Source organism: Paraburkholderia ferrariae NBRC 106233, assembly GCF_000685035.1.
GTDB lineage: Bacteria > Pseudomonadota > Gammaproteobacteria > Burkholderiales > Burkholderiaceae > Paraburkholderia > Paraburkholderia ferrariae.
The window spans coordinates 210,790-228,553 of record NZ_BAYB01000002.1 but is presented as its reverse complement, the minus strand read 5'-3'; the positions used below and the strand labels follow the sequence as shown (position 1 = coordinate 228,553).

Below are 17,764 nucleotides of genomic sequence, written 5' to 3'. Positions count from 1 at the left end.
GCCCCCTTTCAACCGCCGCGCGCCCCCCCGCAGACGCCGGCACCGCGACCCGCTTGCCGGGCTTCGCGGCTCACCGCTTTCTCGCAGCACTGCGGATCTCTCAGTCAGTACCCAAGACAGGAGCTTGCCCGTGATCGACCGTATCCAGGCGATGCGCACCTTCGTTCGCATCGTTGACACCAACAGTTTCACGAAAGCCGCACAGTCGCTCGACATGCCGCGCGCCAGCGCGACCACGATCCTGCAAAACCTCGAAGCGCTGCTCGGCACCCAGTTGCTCGTGCGCACCACGCGGCGTCTCTCGCTCACGCCCGAGGGCGCCGCCTATTACGAACGCGCCGCCCAGATACTCGCCGACATCGACGAAGCCGAGGCCAGCGTGCGGCAAACGCCCGGCGGCGTGACGGGCCGCCTGCGCGTGGAGATGCCGGGCCTCATCGCCAATGCCATCGTGCTGCCCGCGCTCGACGACTTCCACGCGCGCTATCCGCAGATCGACCTCGTGATCGGCGTGAGCCTGCGCAACGTCGATCTCGTCGGCGAAGGCGTGGATTGCAGCATCCAGTTGGGCGAGCTGCCCGACTCGGGGCTCGCCGCGCGGCGCCTCGGCGTGCTCGAACACGTGACGTGCGCGAGCCCCGCGTACCTCGCGCGGCGCGGCGCGCCCGGCTCGCTCGACGAGCTCGCCGGGCATCAGGTGGTGAACTTTCTTTCGCCGCTCACGGGGCGACCGCTCGAATTCGACTTCGAAGTGGACGGCTCGGCGACGAAGGTGAAAGTGGACGGCTTCGTCCACGTGAGCGACGACCTCGCGTATCTCACCTGCGGGTTGCAGGGCCTCGGTCTCGTGCAGCCGCCGCGGCTCGCCGCCCAGCCGTATCTGGACGGCGGCGCACTCGTGGAGGTGCTGCCTCAGTGGAAGCCGCTGCCCACGCCGGTTTCGGTGGCCTATGTGAAGACGCGCCAGGTGTCGCCGCGCGTGCGCGTGTTCGTGGACTGGCTCGCCGAACTGTTCGAAGGCGCGGGGCCGATGAACCGCGATCTCTCGCGGGTGCGCCAGTTGCTGGGCGGCCTGCAGTACGCGTAATGGCGCTCAGGCGGGGCGTGTGAGCGCCATGCCCCGCCGCGCATGAAAACGCGCGAAGGCTTCGCAGGATAGCCAGGCATCGGCCTGATAAGGCGCGACACCCGAAGGGTTGTGAAACCACACGCCGCCCTCGCCGCGCCCGTGCAGCAAGATCAGATGGCCGCCCTGGCGCGCGTTGGGCCGCTCGGGGCGGCGAATCTCGGGACTCACCGAAACGATCGCGAGGGTGTCGGCCGCCAGCCGCGCGGCAGTCGCCTCGATCGGCTCGTCGGTCATCACCTCCACGCGCACGCCGAATTCCGCCTCCACCCAGCCGGCGAACGGACGGTAAATGAGCCCGTCCACGCCGCCATCTTCCCTCACGCGATACGCGCCGTGCCGCAAGGCGGCTTCGAGCAGTTCGGCGCGCGTGCCGCGCGCAATCCCCCAATAGTCGAGCGCCGATTCGAGGCAGGCGAGACCGCACAGGCGTTTCGCCCAGAAACGGTAGTCCTCGGGCGCGGCGAAACCGCTGCGGCGCCATTGCGGGTCGCCGCACGGGTCGGCGCCTTCCTCGGCAATGCGCGCCACCCAGTCCGGGCTGCCCCACTGGCTGTAATACGGCACACCATGGTGCCGCAGGGTCGATGTGTTCTTGAGCAGGTTCAAAGGTGTCGGGCGTGCCCCTTGCGTCTCGAACCGGACGGCAGATGCCGGCACGCGCAAAAGGGAAAAAAGGAGAACCGGGAAAACCCTGATCTTCGCAGCGAGACAGATTCGCCGCAACAACTCAGGCGGCTATTCTGAAAGCCAAACGTTTCCGCCCCCAAAATTGTCTTACAAAAAAGCACGAACATCGGTAATTTATGCGTTTAGAATATTATTCAGTTGCATGCGGCCGGTAATACCGCCACGGAGACCCCAGGGCAACGCCAGGCAACACACCATATAACTAGCCAGAAACTGAATCCACGCTTCTCCCAAGGCATGTCGAACGCAGGACACTCACCCGACTCGGTCACGGTTGCGGAGCGCGTGCGCGAGCTGATGAGCCGCCACGGCATCGGCAAGCGCCAGCAGACAACCGAACTTTGCCGGATCCTCAATCTGAGCTTCTCCCAGGGGCACCGCAAACTGCGCGGCAACAGCCCCTGGACACTCGCGCAAATCAAGAAGGTGGCGCAGGCGTTCGACGAGCCCGCGGGCCAGCTTTTCGGCGCGCAGCTGCTCGACCCCGGCATGGTGGGCGCGAGCGCCCAGGAAGCGCTCCTGTGCGTGAGCGCGGCCGAGCTGCCCTGCACCGCCTGGATCGGCGTGCCGCTCGAAGCGGGCAGCCGCCCCGAATTCGTCGCGTACGAAAAACAGGGGCAGTGGCGTGTGGTGCGCCCGGAAGCCTCGCTCTTCTACCAGAACGCGCGCGAAGTCCACAAGATCGAGATCTACCCGCGCCGCGCGGAAGCCGACAAGCCGCTGATCGCCGTGGTGGACGACGACCGCGCCTCCGCCGACAACCTGCGCGACTACCTGGAGCACAGCGGCTACGCGGCCCAGGCGCTGTACGGCATCGCGGCCTTCGAGGAAGCGCTGGACCACCAGGTGTTCGACGGCGTGGTGATCGACTGGCTGTTCGGCAGCCAGACCGCCGCCGACGCGATCCGCCGCGTGCGCGCCTCCGAAAACCCCGATGCGCCGATCTTCGTGCTGACGGGCGAACTGCTCACCGGCAAGGCGAGCGAGTCGGAGATCAGCGAGGTGGTGCGCCACTACAACGTGGCGTGCTATGAGAAACCGGCGCGCATGGCGATCCTCGTCGCCGATCTCTCCAAGCGGCTCAATCGAGGCTGAGCGGCGGGGCGGCCGGTGCCGCGCGCCTCGCGCGCGCCCGTTGCATGCCTAGCGCGTGCCCGTTGCGCGCGGCGCGGCCAGCGCGCGCTGCAGCGCGCCGCGCAGCTCTTCGTAGTGCACGGGCTTGGTCAGATATTCGAAGAACGGGCTCACGTTGCCGCCTGCCGTGAGCGCGGCCACGTCCGCGCTGACCGCGATGACCTGGGGCCGCACGCCGGTGAGCGCGCCCGCGTCGAGCCCGGCGAGGAACGCGTAGCCGTCGCGGCCCGGCATGTGCAGGTCGAGCAGCACCACGTCGCAGGGCTGGGTGGCCACCAGCGCGAGCGCGCTGTCGGCATCCTCGGCATCGAGCGCCGCATAGCCCATATGCGCCGCCATTTCGCAGAGCGACTCGCGCACGAGCGGATTGTCGTCCACCACCAGCACGCGCGGCCGGCCGGGCGCGCCATCGCCCGCGCGCGCGAGCCCGCCGGCGGCCGGCACCGCCACCGGCACGACCGGCACCGTCACGGTGAAGGTCGTGCCCTCGCCCACGCGGCTGTCCGTTTCGATGGTCCCGCCGAACAGATCCACGAGCCCCCGCACGATGGCAAGCCCCATCCCCGCGCCCTCGTAGCGGCGCGAGCGCGATGCGTCGAGCTGCGTGAATTCCTTGAAGATGAGCGGAATCTGCTCGGGCGGCACGCCCGGCCCCGTGTCGCTCACCGCAATCGAAAGGGAACGCCCGGCGAGCGCGAATTCGATGCGCACCTTGCCGCGCGCGGTATAACGAATCGCATTGGTGACGAGATTGTTGGCGATCTGGCGAATGCGGTGCGGGTCCGACACGATCGGCTGCGCGGGCCCGCGCCACGCGTGCTCGAACGCCAGCGAGCGGGCGTGCGCCGCGGCTTCGTTCTGGTCGGCAATCGACTGCAGCAATTCGCGCGGATCGAACTGTTCCTCGCGCAAATCGAGCTTGCCGGCGCCGAGACGCGCGTAGTCGGTCAGGTCCTTCATCTGCGTTTCGAGCTGGCGCGCGGCCGTCTCCAGCCGCAGGATCACCTTGCGGTCCGCCTCGGTATGCGTATTCAGGCCGAGCAGTTCGATCGACGAAACGATGGCATGAAGCGGCGTGCGCAACTCGTGGCTGATCATGCCGAGGAACGCGTCCTTCGCCATGCTCGCCTCGCGCGCGGCGCGGCTCGCCTGGGCCTCGGCCTCGAGCGCCGCGCGCTGCTGCCTCAGGAGACGCGTGCGCCGGTAGCCGTTCATCACGAGCAGCACGGCCGCCGCCGCAAACAGCGCGATCAGCACGATAGCCGCCGCAAACAGCTCGCGACGCTTGTCGATGAAGTCGCGGCGAATGTCTTCGCGCTCGGTGATATCGGCGTAGCGGCGGTTCAGCGAGAGGTCCGTGACCTCGGCCCAATGCTCGCGCAGCACGTTCGCCATCGGCACGGCGCGCGAGGGCGCCCCCGCCAGGGCATCGAGCTGGGCGTCGAACGGCGCGATCGCCGCCTCCAGCACGGCCAGATCGCGCTGCTGGCGTTGCATGAGCGCGGGCATGCCGTTCAAGGTGAGCGTCGAACCGTTCATGACGTTCAGCTTGGATTGCAGCACCGCGTAGCGCAGCCGCACGGTTTCCAGATCGCTGTCCACGCCGTCGGCATAGAGCATGAGCTGGGTTTCGAAGCGCGCGTAGGCGATCTGCAGTTGCGCGGCATCCCAGTACAGGCCGTCGTAGCTGCCCGTGAGGCGCTGAACCACGCGCGGATCGAGCAGGTTCGCGTACAGCAGATAGCCGACGGCCGCGACCGGCGGCGCGAGCGCGACGATCCAGACCAGCACCTGCACGAACCGTCGCAGCGGACGACGCATCACGCCCCGCTCATGGTTTGATGGTCATCGACTTGATCTGCCAGGCGAACTTGGCGTCGCCCGCGGAGCCGTCGAGCTCCAGCGGATACGCGTCGCGCGGATAGATCAGGAACAGCGGGCCGAAGTTGCTGACCTGCAGGCGCTTGCCGTTCATCGCGTAGGCGAGCACCGCGCCATAGCGCCCGGCGTCGGCCACCGGCACGGTAACGGTGTAGTCGTCGAGCGCGTGGATCTCGATCTCGCTGCCGTAGGCGCCCACGGCCTTGAGCACGTCGGAGAGGAGCGGCCCCGTGAAGGTGGAGCGCGGCGTCCAGGTGGTGGAGGTGGAAATCGCGTGCGTGGGCAGCTTGAGCAGTTGCGCCTCGCTGAAGTGATACGACGTATGCGCGGTATTGTTCGTCACGTGCACTTCGCCGTCGATATCGAGCGCGAGCGGCACAGCCGGCGCGGCATGCGCGGCGGCCGCGCCGGCGGCCAGCACCACTGCGGCGGCATGACGCCGCCAGCCTACAGGTCCCCACATGACTTTCATTCCCCTTGCGCGCACGGTGATGCGCTTATTCATCGGCTAACTGGATGGTTTTTTGTTTGCCGCGCGGGCGTCGTGCGCCCGCGCCGCCCGGCGCGGCAGCAGGCCCGCGCGAGCATAGGCATAATATCGTCAAACATTGAACCGACAATAGCCGTCGCGGCTGCGCCACGGGCGCGGCCCGGCCATTTTTGCGCCGCTATTTCCGCTTTCAAAGAAGAGATGAACAAACCCGTCGTGCCGCTCACCTACGAACAACTCGATCACTGGGTCGAATCGCTGCAGCCGCTCCTCGTGGCGGAGGCGTTCGCCGCCGTGATCGGCATTCTGCGCGGCGGCGCGCCACTCGCGCTGATGGTCTCGCACGCGACCGGCGCGAGCGTCGCCTTCCTGCGCTACGACCGCGCGACCCGCGAAGTCCGCTGGGACTCCACGCTGCCACTGCCGGAGCCCGGCTCGAAAGTCCTGCTGTGCGAGGACATCGCGGGGCGCGGCAACACGCTCGTGGATTGCATTGCCTTCCTGAGCGAGCATGGCCTCGTGGTGCGCACGCTCACGGGCGCCTACGACGACCTCTCGCGCCTGCGCCCCGATTACTCGATCGACGCGAGCGGCTATTTCGCGCTGTTCCCGTGGGAGCGCCAGGCCTACACCGACCGCTATCGCGCCGACTGGACCCGCGACGGCACAAAGGAAGGCACGCTGATGGCGGACGACCACGAATACGCGGTGTACGCCATCGACCTCGACGGCGTGCTGCTGCCCGACCTGCCGCTCGCGCGCTACGACGAGAATCTGGAAGAAGCGCTCGCCGAGCGCGACGCGCTGCTGCCGTTCGAGCGCATTCCCGGCATCGACCTGAAGCGCACGCGGGCCATCATCACGGGGCGGCCCGAGATGGACCGTTTGCGGACGCGGGACTGGCTCGCGCGCCATGGCTTCGGGCACCTGGAACTCGTGATGCGCGCGGCCCACGAGCACGACGACACGCCTTCGGGCGCCGCGGCGCACAAGGCGGCCGCGGCGATTCGCTGCGGCGTCACGCATTTCATCGAAAGCGACCCGGTGCAGGCGATTTTCATTGCGCAGCAGGCGCCGCTCTTGCGCGTGATCTGGTGGAACGCGCATACGCGCACCGGAACGCTGATCGGGGCTTCGGCCTGGAGCTAGGCTCGCGCGGTTTCCCCGAGCATCCCCGCCGCGCGCTGCGACGCCACCACGATCAGCTTCATCGTCGCGCGCGTCGCGCCGACAAACAGCTTGCGCGCCGCCCGCTCGTCGAAGGCTTCGAAGTCCACCTCGGTGAGAATCACGCACGGCGCGGACTGCCCCTTGAAGCGATACACCGAGTCGAGCAGCACGTCGCCCTCGCGATACTGAGGATTGCCGAACAAATCGTATTGCCCCGTGAAGCTGCGCAGACGGTGCGGGCCCAGGTGGTCGAGCGCCGTGAGCTGCGAATGCTCGCGCCCGCGAAACGACAGCACGACGATGTCCTGCTTGCGAAAGCCGAGCGCCAGCGCCTGGGTGATCGCGCGCTTGGTGGCGGCGGCCACGGGCGATTCAAACGACAGCCCCGCGGACACCCCGGCGGCCGGCTCCGCCGACGACTCGGCCGCCCCGGCGCCCGCCCGCTCGTCCCAGGTCGAAAGCGCGACCTCCGAACCGTCGAACGGACTGCCCGCCGCAAGCTCGGCTATGGCGGGCGCGGCCGGCCCCGCGGCCTCGCGCAGAAACGCCAGGATGTCGCGCGGGCTGCGGTAGTTGGTGCTCTCGCGCAACACGGTCCAGCCGGGCAGCGCCACCGGCTCGCGCACATAAAGATTCTGCAGCGGGTCTTCGAGCCACCACCACGCCGCCCCCGGCGCCAGCAGCCGTTCGAGCGCCGTCACCCACGCCTGCTGAAAATCCTGCCCTTCGTCCACGATCACCGCGTCGAACTGCCAGCGCGCGTCGATGGGCGCCTGCGCGAAGCGCCGCTCCAGTTCATCGAACACGTTCCGGCCTTCGAAATCGGGCAGATGCCCGCCATCGCGCGCCACCCAGTCGCAAAGCTGGTGATAGTTCGCCACCTTCGCGCCTTCGGGCGCGACCTTCGCGATATGGTCCGCCAGCGGCCGGTTGAAGCACACGTAGAGCGTGCGCTGGCCGCGCGCCACGGCGTCTTTCATGACCTGCACCGCAAGCTGCGTCTTGCCCGAGCCTGCCGTACCGATCACGCGCAGCCGGAACGGCGCGAATTCGAGCCGGCGCGCCCAGGCGGCCAGGCCGCCCGCGAGCCGCGTGACGAGCGTGCCCGCGGCGCCGACCAGCGCGCTGGCGTCGGGCGCGAGCGACAGCTCGTCGGCGAGGAAGTGGTGGATTTTCGCGGCGCACGGCAGACGCGCCTCGTCGGCGGGCAGCGCTTCGAGCACGATGGCGACGAGTTGCGACTTGCGCGCCGCATCGACGATGCGGGCCGGATTCACGCCCGCAATCGCCGGATTGCGCACGACGTGGTCGGGGCAGTACAGCAGTTCTTCGAGCCAGTAGGTGCCCGCGCCGAACGCGGCGGTAAAGCGCCGATGCAGCCCCTCGACCGTGCGCGCGAGCGTCACGGCCACGTTGCGTTCGGTCTGCAGATGCGCCTTCACGAGCCCCGCCGGTGTCTCGCGCAGAAAGCCCGTTTTCTGCTCGACGATCATCACGCGCCCCGCCGGGCTCACGATCACGAAATCGACCTCGCCGAACACGGAAAAGCCTTCGGAAAGGCGCGTCCAGTGCACGCCGTGATAGACCGTGTAGCCTGCCGGCAAGCCGCGCTCGAGGAGCGCCAGCGTTTCGCGTTCGCGCGCGGCGGCGCCAACGGCTTCGAGATGCTGCCAGTTATCCGGGACGATGCGGGCCATGAGCGATCCTCGCTGCGGTTTTCTGCGGCTATTCTAGGGCGTGTCGCGCCGGCATAGCGGCCCCGCGCAATATCTTCCGGCAGGGAACGCGCCGGATCGTGTATCGTTTCGGCCTGCGCAGCCGCTGCGTTTTCAATCCCTTCAAGAGTCAAGGAGAGTGCACCAGATGATCACGATCTGGGGACGCCCCAATTCGGTAAACGTCCAGAAAGTCCTGTGGTGCTGCGACGAACTCGTGGTGCCGTTCCAGCGCATCGACGCGGGCCTGCAGTTCGGCCGCGTCAACGAACCGGAATTCCTCGCGCTGAACCCCAACGGCCGGGTGCCGACTCTCGTCGACGGCAATTTCGTGCTGTGGGAATCGAATTCGATCCTGCGCTATCTCGCCATGGAATACGGCTCGTCGAGCCTGCTCTATCCCGCCGAGCCCCGGGTGCGCGCGCTGATCGAGCGCTGGCTCGACTGGTCGATCAGCACGCTCGCGCCCGCCGAACGCCCGCTCTTCCAGGCGCTCGTGCGCACGCCGGCGGAAAAGCGCGACATGGCCAGGGTCGCCGACGACCTCGATCAGGTCGCCACGCTGTGGAAGCTGCTCGACCGCCATCTGCAAGGGCGTTTCTTCCTCGAAAACGAGCGTTTCTCGCTGGCCGATATCGTGATCGGCTCGTTCGCGCACCGCTGGTTCGGCCTCGAAGGCATCGAGCGTCCGGCGCTGCCGAACCTCGAACGCTGGTATCAGCGCATCGCGCAGCGCGAGGGCTTCCGCAAGTACGTCGGAGTGCCGCTGACCTGATTGCGCCCCGTGGATGGGCCGGGCACGGTCCACCCACGGCGCAAAACCGGCCCAACCGTAGCCCAAGGCCGGCCCGGGCGCGGGTTCGGCGCGCCCCGTATAATCGCTTTATGAAGACAGCAAAACCGGCCCCGCACGACCACGGCCACCATCACGAGCACAGTGGCGACGATCACGCGCACGCCCACGGCGGCGCGGGCGGCGTACAGCCCGCCTCCCTCGAGGCCGCGCTCGCGATGGCGGAAGTCTATTGCCGCGAACGCGGCGAGAAGCTCACGCCGATCCGCCGCAAGGTGCTGGAGTTGCTGCTGGCCTCGGGCCGCGCCACCAAGGCGTATTCGCTGCTCGACGAAATGCGCCAGATCCACCCCGGATCGGCGCCGCCTACCGTCTACCGGGCGCTCGACTTCCTGCTGTCGGCCGGCCTCATTCACCGCATCGAGTCGATCAACGCGTTCGCGGTGTGCCACGACCTCACGCAATGCCAGCACGGGATACTCGTGGTCTGCCAGCAGTGCGGCAACGTGACGGAACTGCACGAGCCCAAGCTGCGCCAGGCGCTCGTCTCGCAGATCGAAGCGGCGGGATACCGCCTCGAAGGCGACGGCATCGAATTGAAGGGTATTTGCGCGCAATGCCAGGCTAGCCAGGCCAGCCAGGCCGCCCAGCCGGCCGGAGCGGCGAACGCCGACGCCTCCGCCTCCGCGAAAACGGCTGCGACTTCCTGAAGCGGCCGGCCGGAGCGGGCGAGCCGAGCGGACACGCCGATCCGGCCCTGCAAGGCACGGCGCCTCTCACCCGGACTGACCCGGACCGATCTCGCCCACCGTCTACAGCGACTGCCTCGCGTCGATCGCGTCCCGCAACAAGGTCACGAGCACCTCGGGCTGGGCCGGCTTCGTCATGAAATGCTGGAACCCTTCGCCGATACTGCGCAGGCGCCAGCTTTCGTCGGTGTGCCCGGTCAATGCCACCGCGACGGCGGGGGCGTGATCCCCGCGTATCTCGTGGTCGCGCAGACGCTGAATGAGGTAGAAGCCGTCCATGCACGGCAGGTCCAGATCGCAGACCACCGCATCGGGCAGCAGTTCGAGCACAGCTTCGACGCCGGCTTCGGCGTCTTCCACCGCCACGACGTGCGCGCCCTCCGACTCCAGCAGCGAGGTGAGCGACGCCCGGCTTTGCGGATCGTCTTCGACGAGGACGATGGTCGCCCGGTCGAGTTTGTGTACTGCGTTCATTGTCTAAGCTTGAATCTTTCTGTCCGTCTTCGTTCGTGAAGCACGCCGCGCCAGGCGCGAAGGGCCGTCGCGGGCCGCACTCACTGCGCAAGTTTAATGCCGCTGCCTGCCGCAGGACGTGTTCTCCCCCACCCTCGCCTCAACCTTCCTGCGTCTTCCGTTTACCGGTTTTTGCAAAGGCTTCGAGCGCGCGCTGGCGGGCAAGCTCGTGTTCGACGACGGGATGCGGATAGTCGTTCCCGAGCTTCACACCGGCCGCTTCAAGTTGTCGCGGCGAAGCCTTCCAGGGCTCGTGGATCAGCGCATCGGACAAGCCGGCCAGCTCGGGCACCCATTGCCGCACGTAGGCGCCGCGCGGATCGAATTTCCGGCCCTGCAAAACCGGATTGAAGATGCGGAAATACGGTGCCGCATCCACGCCCGACCCCGCCACCCACTGCCAGTTGGCGGGATTGCTGGCCGGATCGGCATCGACGAGGGTGTCCCAGAACCAGCGCTCGCCCTCGCGCCAGTCGAGCAGCAGATGCTTCGCGACGAACGACGCCACCACCATGCGCACCCGGTTGTGCATCCAGCCCGTGTGCCAAAGTTCGCGCATGCCGGCATCGACGAGGGGGTAGCCGGTCAGGCCGCGCTGCCAGGCCCTGAGGCCTGCGGGGTCGGTGCGCCAGGGCATGGCGTCGAATGCGGGGCGCAGGTTGCGGGTGGCGAGATCCGCGAAATGGAAGCGCTGGTAATGGCTGAATTCGCGCCAGCCCAGCTCGCCGGCAAACTTTTCCGCCGCGGCCGAGCGGCGCGCCGACGGCTTGCCGTGTTCGGCCGCCCGCAGCGCGGTCCACACCTGGCGCGGCGAAATGGCCCCCACGCTCAGATACGGCGAAAGACGGCTCGTGGCGGGTTCGGCCGGCATGTCGCGCTCGTCGGCGTAGGGGTCGAGGTGGTCGGCGAGGAAATCGGCAAGGCGCGCGAGTGCGGCCTCTTCGCCCGCCGGCCACGCCGCGCGCAGCCCCGCCGACCAGTCGGGCGCGCGTGGCGCCAGGCCCAGATCGTCGAGCTTGACCGCGTGTTTGACCGCCGCTGCCGGTAGCCGTTGAAAAATCATCCGCTCCGGCTCGCCCATCGGCGTGGGCGGATCGCCCTTCAGCCGGCACGCGCGCCAATACGCGGTAAAAACCTGGAAGGGCTGCCCCGACTGGTTGAGCACCGTCCAGGGCTCGTTGAGAAGCAGCCCGTTGTAGCTTTCGACCTCGATGCCCCGCCCGCGCAGATCGGCCTTGATCGCGCCGTCGGTTTCGCGCTCGGCCGCGCCGTAGCGGCGGTTCCAGTACACGGCCCGCGCGCCGGTGGACTCCACGAGCGCGGGAAGCACGGAGGCGGCGTCGCCTTCGAACAGCGCGAGCCGGCCGCCGCGCGCCGCAAGCGCGGCTTCGAGCGCCTGCAGCGACACGTGCAGCCACCAGCGCGCGGCGCCGCCCGGTGCGCGCTCGCCCGCGGCGTGCGGATCGTGGATATAGGCGCAGATCAGCGGCTGGCCGGTAGCGGCCGCGTGCGCAAGCGCGGGATGGTCGGCGAGCCGCAGATCGTCGCGAAACCAGACGATCACGGGAGCAGACTTCGACGATGACGGAGACAGACCCAACCTCGACCGGAAACGAAAACGCGGCGCCGCCCGGGATGGGTCACGCCATCGGGGACGCAGCGTAGCATGGGCCGGTGACGCGCGGTCGATAGCCGCACGGCGGGCGCGGAATCGGTGGGCGGCGCGGCAACGCGGGCGCCCTGCTGCAACGGCGCGGCATCCCCCCAAGCCGCGATTCGATCACGGATTTTCCGGAGTGCGCGTACTACCGGACGAAGTAACCGGCGAAGTAACCGGCGAAATACCGGACGAAGTAACGGCCTGCCCCTGCGGCCCGATCCCCTGCGGCCCGATCCCCTGCGTGACGAGCGCGATGGCATGGCGTGCGATCTCGTTCGGGCCGAGCTGGCGCCGCGCCGGGTCGCTGCGCCAGATGCGCGTGGTCGCGAGCGGCAGCAGCGCGAGGCCGAGCAGCGACTGAAACAGCAGTGACGGTTCCAGCGCCGGATTCAGGCGCCCTTCGCGCTGCCAGCGCGCGATCGCCTCGTGCGCCGCCCGCTGGTGCGACTGGCCGAAGCGTTCGTGCATGCGCTGGCGCAGCAGCCCGCCTTCGCTGATCACCTCGCGCACCCACAAAGGCGCGAACCAAGGATAGCGCGCGCCCACTTCGACAAAGCGCTCCGTAAGCAGCGTGAGCGCGGCAACGGGATCGTCGGGATGCGCCTCGAAGATGCCCTCGGTGGCTGCGCGCAGCGGCACGAAGCGCTCGTCGATCAGCACGTCGATCAACTGGTCGCGCGTCTTGAAATAGTAGTGAACCATCGCGGGCGTCATGTCCGCCGCGCGCGCAATGGCGGCGAGCGGCGTATCGAGAATGCCTTGCCGCGCAAAGAGGGCCAGCGCCGCCTCGATCAGCCGCGTGCGCTGCTCCGCCCCGCCCGGGCCGCCGCTCGGCCGGCCGGGACGGCGGCCCGAGCGCGCTTTGGCCATGCCGGTGTCGTTCCCGGCGGATTCCTGGGAAGCGGCAACGTCGGGGATATCGGGCTCGTTCATCTCTCGTTACGTTTCGGACTTTGACTGCGCATCGGATTTCTCCTATATTAATCGTCAAGTTAATTAATTTCAAGATAACCCCACGTCCATGGAACCCACCACGGAACGCCCCCTGCCGGTCCAGGGCGATGCCGCGCCTGCGGCCGATGCCGCCCATGCGGCACAAGCAACCGCTGGCACCGGCCATCCGCCGGTCCGGCTCCTGTTTCCGGCGCTGATCCTCGTAATGCTGCTCGCGGCGCTCGACCAGACCATCGTTTCGACGGCGCTCCCCACGATCGTCGGCGAACTGGGCGGCCTCGACCGCCTTTCGTGGGTCGTCACCGCCTACCTGCTGACCTCGACTATCGTCGTGCCGCTCTACGGCAAGCTGGGCGACCTGTTCGGGCGCAAGATCGTGCTGCAGGCCGCCATCGTGGTCTTCCTGATCGGATCGGCGCTGTGCGGCGTGGCGCAGGACATGATGCAGCTGATCGTGCTGCGCGCGGTGCAGGGCGTCGGCGGCGGCGGCCTCATGGTCGTGACGATGGCGGCCATCGGCGACGTCATCCCGCCCGCGCAGCGCGGCAAATACCAGGGGCTCTTCGGCGGCGTGTTCGGGCTCGCCACGGTGGTAGGGCCGCTGCTTGGCGGCTTTCTCGTCGAGCATCTGTCGTGGCGCTGGATCTTTTACATCAATCTGCCGCTCGGCGCGGTGGCGCTCGCGGTGATCGGCGCCGTGTTCCGGCCGCGCACCGCGCATGTGAAGCACGTAATCGACTACATGGGCGCCGCGTGGCTGGCGGGCGCGCTCACCTGCCTCATCCTCTTCACGAGCCAGGGCGGCACGATCCTGCCGTGGACTTCGCCGCAGCTCTGGCTCACGTTGCTGCTCGGCTGCGTTTCGGTGGCCGGCTTCATCCACGAGGAACAGCACGCGGTCGAGCCCATCATGCCGCTCGAACTGTTCCGCCATCGCACTTTCGTGCTGTCGAGCCTGATCGGTTTTATCGTGGGCGTGTCGCTGTTCGGCTCGGTGACCTTCCTGCCGCTTTATCTGCAGGTGGTGAAAGGCTCCACGCCTTCCGGGGCCGGCATGCAGATGCTGCCGATGATGGGCGGCGTGCTCGTGATGTCGGTGATCACGGGCCGCATCATCAGCAAGATCGGCAAGTACCGCATGTTCCCGATCGCGGGCACCGCGCTCGTCGGCGTGGCGATGGTGCTGCTCGCGCGCCTGCAGATCGCGACGCCGCTCAATCAGATGTATATCTACATGGGCCTGCTGGGCTGCGGGCTCGGCATGGTCATGCAGGTGCTGATCCTCGCGGTGCAGAACGCCGTGGAATTCCGCCACATGGGCGTGGCCACGTCCGGCGCCACGCTGTTCCGCTCGATCGGCGGCTCGGTGGGCGTGGCGGCGTTCGGCGCCGTGTTCTCGCATGGGCTCAGCACGCGGCTCGAAAAGGTGCTCACGCCGGATGTCGAACTGCCGCAGCCGCTCACGCCCGACGTGATCCACCATCTGCCGCCCGTGCTGCATGCCCAGTACCTCGACGCCTTCGCGGGCGCCTTGCATAGCGTCTATCTCGCGGCGGCGTGCGTGGTGGTGCTCTCGTTCGCGCTTGCCTGGCTGCTGCAGGACATTCCGCTGCGCAAGCACCAGTGAAGCGCCAACGCGCGCCCCGGCACTTCACGCCGTTAGCGCGCTCCGCTCCATCGCGCGCTGCAGCGTGTCGTACACCTTCGGCCGGTTGCATTGCGACACGTTGAATCGCAGAAAATCGCCCGCGCTGTGCGCGACGCTGAACACGTTGCCGGGCGCGAGCACCACTCCGTGCGCGAGCGCCTCGCGCGCCACCTGCGCGGCGTCGAGCCCATCCGGCAGGCGCGCCCACACGAACAACCCCGCCTGCGGCTGCGTCCACGCCGTGATCCCCAGCGCGGCGAGACGCCTGAGCGTTTCGCCCATCGCGTCGGCCAGCCGCGCTCGCAGCGCGTCGAGATGACGCCGATAGGTGCCGTCCACCAGCAGCCGGTGCACGAGATCGGCCGCGACCTCGCCGTTGCCGAACGACACGGCCAGCTTCAGATCGACGAGCGCTTCGCACCAGTCGGCACGCGCGGCGATGAAGCCGCAACGCACCGCCGCCGACATCGTCTTCGAAAAGCTGCCGATGGTGACGACGCGCGAGAGGCCGTCGAAGGCCGCGAGGCGCGGTGCCGGTTCGGTTTCGAAGTCCGCGAAGATATCGTCCTCCACGATCAGCAAATCGTGCTCCTCGGCGAGCTTGAGCAGGCGGTGCGCGACCGTGGGCGAGAGCGAAGCGCCCGTGGGGTTGTGGATTGCCGAGTTGGTGACGTAAAGGCGCGGCCGGTGCTCGATCAGCGCGCGCTCGAAGGCGGCGATGTCGGGGCCGGCGGGCGTGTACGGCACGCTCGCCACGCGGGTTCGATGCGCGCGCAACAAGGCCTGGAAGTTGAAGTAGCAGGGATCGTCCACGAGCACGGTGTCGCCCGGCTCCAGCAGGAAACGGCACACGAAGTCGAGCGCCTGGGTGCCGCCGTCGGTGAGCACGATCTGCTCGGGCGCGGCCTCCACGCCATGCTGGGCGAGGCGCCAGGCAAGCTGCTGGCGCAGCGCGGGCGAGCCGAAGGGCGTGGCGTATTCGGCCAGCGGGGCGCGCGGGTCGCGGGCAAGCGAGCGCAGCGCGCGCCGCACGGCATCGTGCGGCAGCCATGAGGGCGGCAGCCAGCCGCAGCCGGGGCGCAGCGCGTTCGGGTCCGCTTCGAGCGACTGGCGCGTGAGCCAGAGCGGATCGATCTCGCGATCCAGACGCGGGCCGAGCGCCGCGAGCGCGAGCGGCGGCGCATGGCCCGCCACGAAGAACCCGGAACCGCGCCGCGCCACCAGCACGCCTTGCGCAACGAGCCGTTCGTAGGCTTCGACCACCGTCGATTTCGATACGCCCAACTGCTCGCCCATGGCGCGGATGGACGGCACGCGGGCGCCGGCCGCGAGCGCGCGCGCCGCGATGCGCTCGCGCAGCGTTTCCATGACGCGTGCGACCCGCGTGAGCGCGCCGTCTTCCCTCGCCTGGGATGGCGCAAGGCCGGTGTCTGCCATCTTCCTCTCTCCCGCCGTTCCCTATCTGTACCCGGTATGTACCCGGTATGTACCCGGTAGCTGTACTGCTCCGCGATCAGTACAGTTTATCGAAATTGTACTGATCTGTAGCTTACCCGCTAACCCTCCCGCGCGCATCATCGTCAGGCTATCCCGGCCATCCGGCTGTCTTCATCGCTGCCCTTCGTCGCCCGACCCATGCGCAAATCCCTCGATTCCACCACCGACGGCTGGCTCTGCGGCCTCGCCGGCGTCCTGATCTTCAGCGGCTCGCTGCCCGCCACGCGCGTGGCCGTGCTGGGCCTCGACCCGCTCTTCCTCACCGGCGCGCGCGCCACCATCGCCGGCGTGCTGGGCGCGCTCCTGCTGGTGCTGCTGCGCGCCGCACGGCCCGGGCGCCGCGAGTTCCTGCCGCTCGTCGTCGTGGCGCTCGGCGTGGTGGTCGGCTTTCCGCTCCTCACCGCGCTCGCGCTGCGCCACGTGAGTTCCGCGCACGCCATCGTGTTCGTCGGCCTGCTGCCGCTTTCCACGGCGATCTTCGGCGTGCTGCGCGGCGGCGAACATCCGCACCCCGCCTTCTGGCTGTTCTCCGCGCTCGGCAGCGCGGCCGTGGTGGCGTTCGCGCTGCGTCACGGCGTCAGCGCCTCGCCGCTGGGCGATGCGCTCATGCTCGGCGCGATCGTCGTCTGCGGGCTCGGCTACGCCGAAGGCGCCCGGCTCTCGCGGCGGCTCGGCGGCTGGCAGGTGATCTGCTGGGCGCTCGTGATCTCGCTGCCCGTCATGCTGCCGCTCGCCATCGCGCTGCGGCCCGCCTCGTTCGCCGCCGTGGGTGCGCCCGCCTGGTGGGGACTCGCCTACGTGTCGCTCTTCAGCATGCTGATCGGCTTCGTATTCTGGTATCGCGGCCTCGCGCTCGGCGGCATTGCCGGCGTCGGGCAACTGCAGCTGCTGCAGCCGTTCTTCGGCTTTCTGCTCGCCGCGCTCGTGCTGCACGAAGCCGTGCCGCCCGCCATGATCGGCGTGACGGCCGTGGTGATCGCCTGCGTGGCCGGCGCGCGCCGCTTCGGCCGGACCACCCCCGCCTCCGCCCCGCGGCCCGCCCGCGCCGCCGCCCCGCGTGCGTGAGGCGCGCATTTTTGACACGCTTTGCATCCGCGGCCGCGCGAGGCATAGTGGATGACGCCTTCGCAACCCGGACTCAAGACGCATGAACGCACCTCACGTCGCGCAGCCGCTCCTGCGCGACGCCACGCCAGGCGACTTCCCCGCGATAGCCGCGATCTACGCCCACCACGTCCTGCACGGAGCGGCTTCGTTCGAAGAAACGCCGCCCGACCTCGACGAACTCCTGCGCCGCCACGCCGCGGTGCGCGGCCAGGGCCTGCCCTGGATCGTCGCCGAACTGAACGGCAAGGTGGCCGGCTACAGCTACGCGACGCCCTACCGCCCGCGCGCCGCGTATCGCTACACCATCGAAGACTCGATCTACATCGACGAATCGTACCGCGGCCTCGGGCTCGGCCGCCTGCTGCTCGAAGCGCTGATCGCGCGCTGCGAGAACGGGCCGTGGCGGCAGATGATCGCCGTGATCGCCGACCCGCGCGGCGGCTCGCTCGCGCTGCACCGGAACCTCGGCTTCGAGATGATCGGCACGCTGCACGCGGTGGGTTTCAAGCACAACGAATGGCGCGATACGACGCTCATGCAGCGCGTGCTCGGCGCCGGCTCGAGCACGGTGCCCGAAGCCTGATCGCGCGCGGCGCGCACCGCCCAGCCGCTGCGGGCCGCCCCGCGCCCGTAAAAT

General features: G+C 68.6%; 16 protein-coding genes. 8 read left to right on the top strand and 8 right to left on the bottom strand.

All coding sequences use genetic code 11. The features are described from left to right. Positions 1-130 precede the first annotated feature (130 nt). Positions 131-1,087, top strand: coding sequence for a LysR family transcriptional regulator (locus BFE01S_RS01330; RefSeq protein ID WP_028224037.1), 957 nt, complete (start codon positions 131-133; stop codon positions 1,085-1,087). A 6-nt stretch (positions 1,088-1,093) separates the two neighbouring features. Here BFE01S_RS01330 and BFE01S_RS01325 read toward each other — a convergent pair whose 3' ends face one another. Further along, the gene (locus tag BFE01S_RS01325; RefSeq protein ID WP_028224036.1) at positions 1,094-1,735 is read right to left on the bottom strand and encodes a C39 family peptidase; all 642 of its coding nucleotides are present in this window, start codon (positions 1,733-1,735) and stop codon (positions 1,094-1,096) included. A 318-nt stretch (positions 1,736-2,053) separates the two neighbouring features. On the opposite strand from BFE01S_RS01325, the gene BFE01S_RS01320 reads away from it, so the two are divergent. Further along, positions 2,054-2,911, top strand: a complete 858-nt coding sequence (locus tag BFE01S_RS01320; RefSeq protein WP_028224035.1) for a helix-turn-helix domain-containing protein — start codon at positions 2,054-2,056, stop codon at positions 2,909-2,911. Between the two features lie 48 nt (positions 2,912-2,959). Here the strand turns inward: BFE01S_RS01320 and BFE01S_RS01315 are convergent, their stop codons facing one another. Both BFE01S_RS01315 and BFE01S_RS01310 read right to left on the bottom strand, forming a co-directional pair. Then, positions 2,960-4,771, bottom strand: coding sequence for an ATP-binding response regulator (locus BFE01S_RS01315; RefSeq protein WP_028224034.1), 1,812 nt, complete (start codon positions 4,769-4,771; stop codon positions 2,960-2,962). A gap of 10 nt (positions 4,772-4,781) precedes the next feature. After that, complete coding sequence (locus BFE01S_RS01310) at positions 4,782-5,303, bottom strand: molybdopterin-dependent oxidoreductase (protein ID WP_042336964.1); 522 nt, start codon at positions 5,301-5,303, stop codon at positions 4,782-4,784. Positions 5,304-5,522: 219 nt separating this feature from the next. Between BFE01S_RS01310 and BFE01S_RS01305 the strand changes: the two genes are divergently transcribed. Then, positions 5,523-6,470 carry a phosphoribosyltransferase gene (locus tag BFE01S_RS01305; protein WP_028224032.1) on the top strand — a complete coding sequence of 316 codons (948 nt, stop codon included), beginning with the start codon at positions 5,523-5,525 and terminating at the stop codon, positions 6,468-6,470. Here the strand turns inward: BFE01S_RS01305 and BFE01S_RS01300 are convergent. Continuing rightward, the gene (locus tag BFE01S_RS01300) at positions 6,467-8,188 is read right to left on the bottom strand and encodes an ATP-binding domain-containing protein (protein ID WP_028224031.1); all 1,722 of its coding nucleotides are present in this window, start codon (positions 8,186-8,188) and stop codon (positions 6,467-6,469) included. The two genes, BFE01S_RS01305 and BFE01S_RS01300, sit on opposite strands and share 4 nt — an antisense overlap. A 166-nt stretch (positions 8,189-8,354) precedes the next feature. Between BFE01S_RS01300 and BFE01S_RS01295 the strand changes: the two genes are divergently transcribed. Together BFE01S_RS01295 and BFE01S_RS36970 are read left to right on the top strand one after the other, a co-directional pair. Beyond that, positions 8,355-8,981, top strand: coding sequence for a glutathione S-transferase family protein (locus BFE01S_RS01295; protein WP_028224030.1), 627 nt, complete (start codon positions 8,355-8,357; stop codon positions 8,979-8,981). Positions 8,982-9,091: 110 nt separating this feature from the next. Further along, entirely contained in the window at positions 9,092-9,709 is a 618-nt protein-coding gene (locus BFE01S_RS36970; RefSeq protein WP_042336963.1) for a Fur family transcriptional regulator, read from the top strand. Positions 9,710-9,811: 102 nt separating this feature from the next. Here the strand turns inward: BFE01S_RS36970 and BFE01S_RS01285 are convergent, their stop codons facing one another. From BFE01S_RS01285 to BFE01S_RS36965, 3 genes are all read right to left on the bottom strand, one after another. Continuing rightward, positions 9,812-10,222, bottom strand: a complete 411-nt coding sequence (locus tag BFE01S_RS01285) for a response regulator (protein ID WP_028224029.1) — start codon at positions 10,220-10,222, stop codon at positions 9,812-9,814. A 139-nt stretch (positions 10,223-10,361) separates the two neighbouring features. Beyond that, entirely contained in the window at positions 10,362-11,825 is a 1,464-nt protein-coding gene (locus BFE01S_RS01280) for a cryptochrome/photolyase family protein (protein WP_407668169.1), read from the bottom strand. A gap of 216 nt (positions 11,826-12,041) precedes the next feature. Further along, on the bottom strand, positions 12,042-12,854 hold the full coding sequence (locus BFE01S_RS36965) for a TetR/AcrR family transcriptional regulator (RefSeq protein WP_063834397.1): 813 nt from the start codon (positions 12,852-12,854) through the stop codon (positions 12,042-12,044). A gap of 88 nt (positions 12,855-12,942) precedes the next feature. On the opposite strand from BFE01S_RS36965, the gene BFE01S_RS01270 reads away from it, so the two are divergent. Then, positions 12,943-14,502 (top strand): MDR family MFS transporter, encoded by a 1,560-nt coding sequence (locus BFE01S_RS01270; protein WP_042336962.1) that lies wholly within the window; start codon positions 12,943-12,945, stop codon positions 14,500-14,502. Between the two features lie 24 nt (positions 14,503-14,526). Here the strand turns inward: BFE01S_RS01270 and BFE01S_RS01265 are convergent, their stop codons facing one another. Continuing rightward, a complete protein-coding gene (locus tag BFE01S_RS01265) occupies positions 14,527-15,960 on the bottom strand; it encodes an aminotransferase-like domain-containing protein (RefSeq protein ID WP_028224026.1) in 1,434 nt (477 codons plus the stop codon). A gap of 198 nt (positions 15,961-16,158) precedes the next feature. Between BFE01S_RS01265 and BFE01S_RS01260 the strand changes: the two genes are divergently transcribed. Together BFE01S_RS01260 and BFE01S_RS01255 are read left to right on the top strand one after the other, a co-directional pair. Then, positions 16,159-17,085, top strand: coding sequence for a DMT family transporter (locus tag BFE01S_RS01260; protein ID WP_042336960.1), 927 nt, complete (start codon positions 16,159-16,161; stop codon positions 17,083-17,085). An 82-nt stretch (positions 17,086-17,167) separates the two neighbouring features. Beyond that, positions 17,168-17,710 carry a GNAT family N-acetyltransferase gene (locus tag BFE01S_RS01255; protein ID WP_028224024.1) on the top strand — a complete coding sequence of 181 codons (543 nt, stop codon included), beginning with the start codon at positions 17,168-17,170 and terminating at the stop codon, positions 17,708-17,710. Positions 17,711-17,764 lie beyond the last annotated feature (54 nt).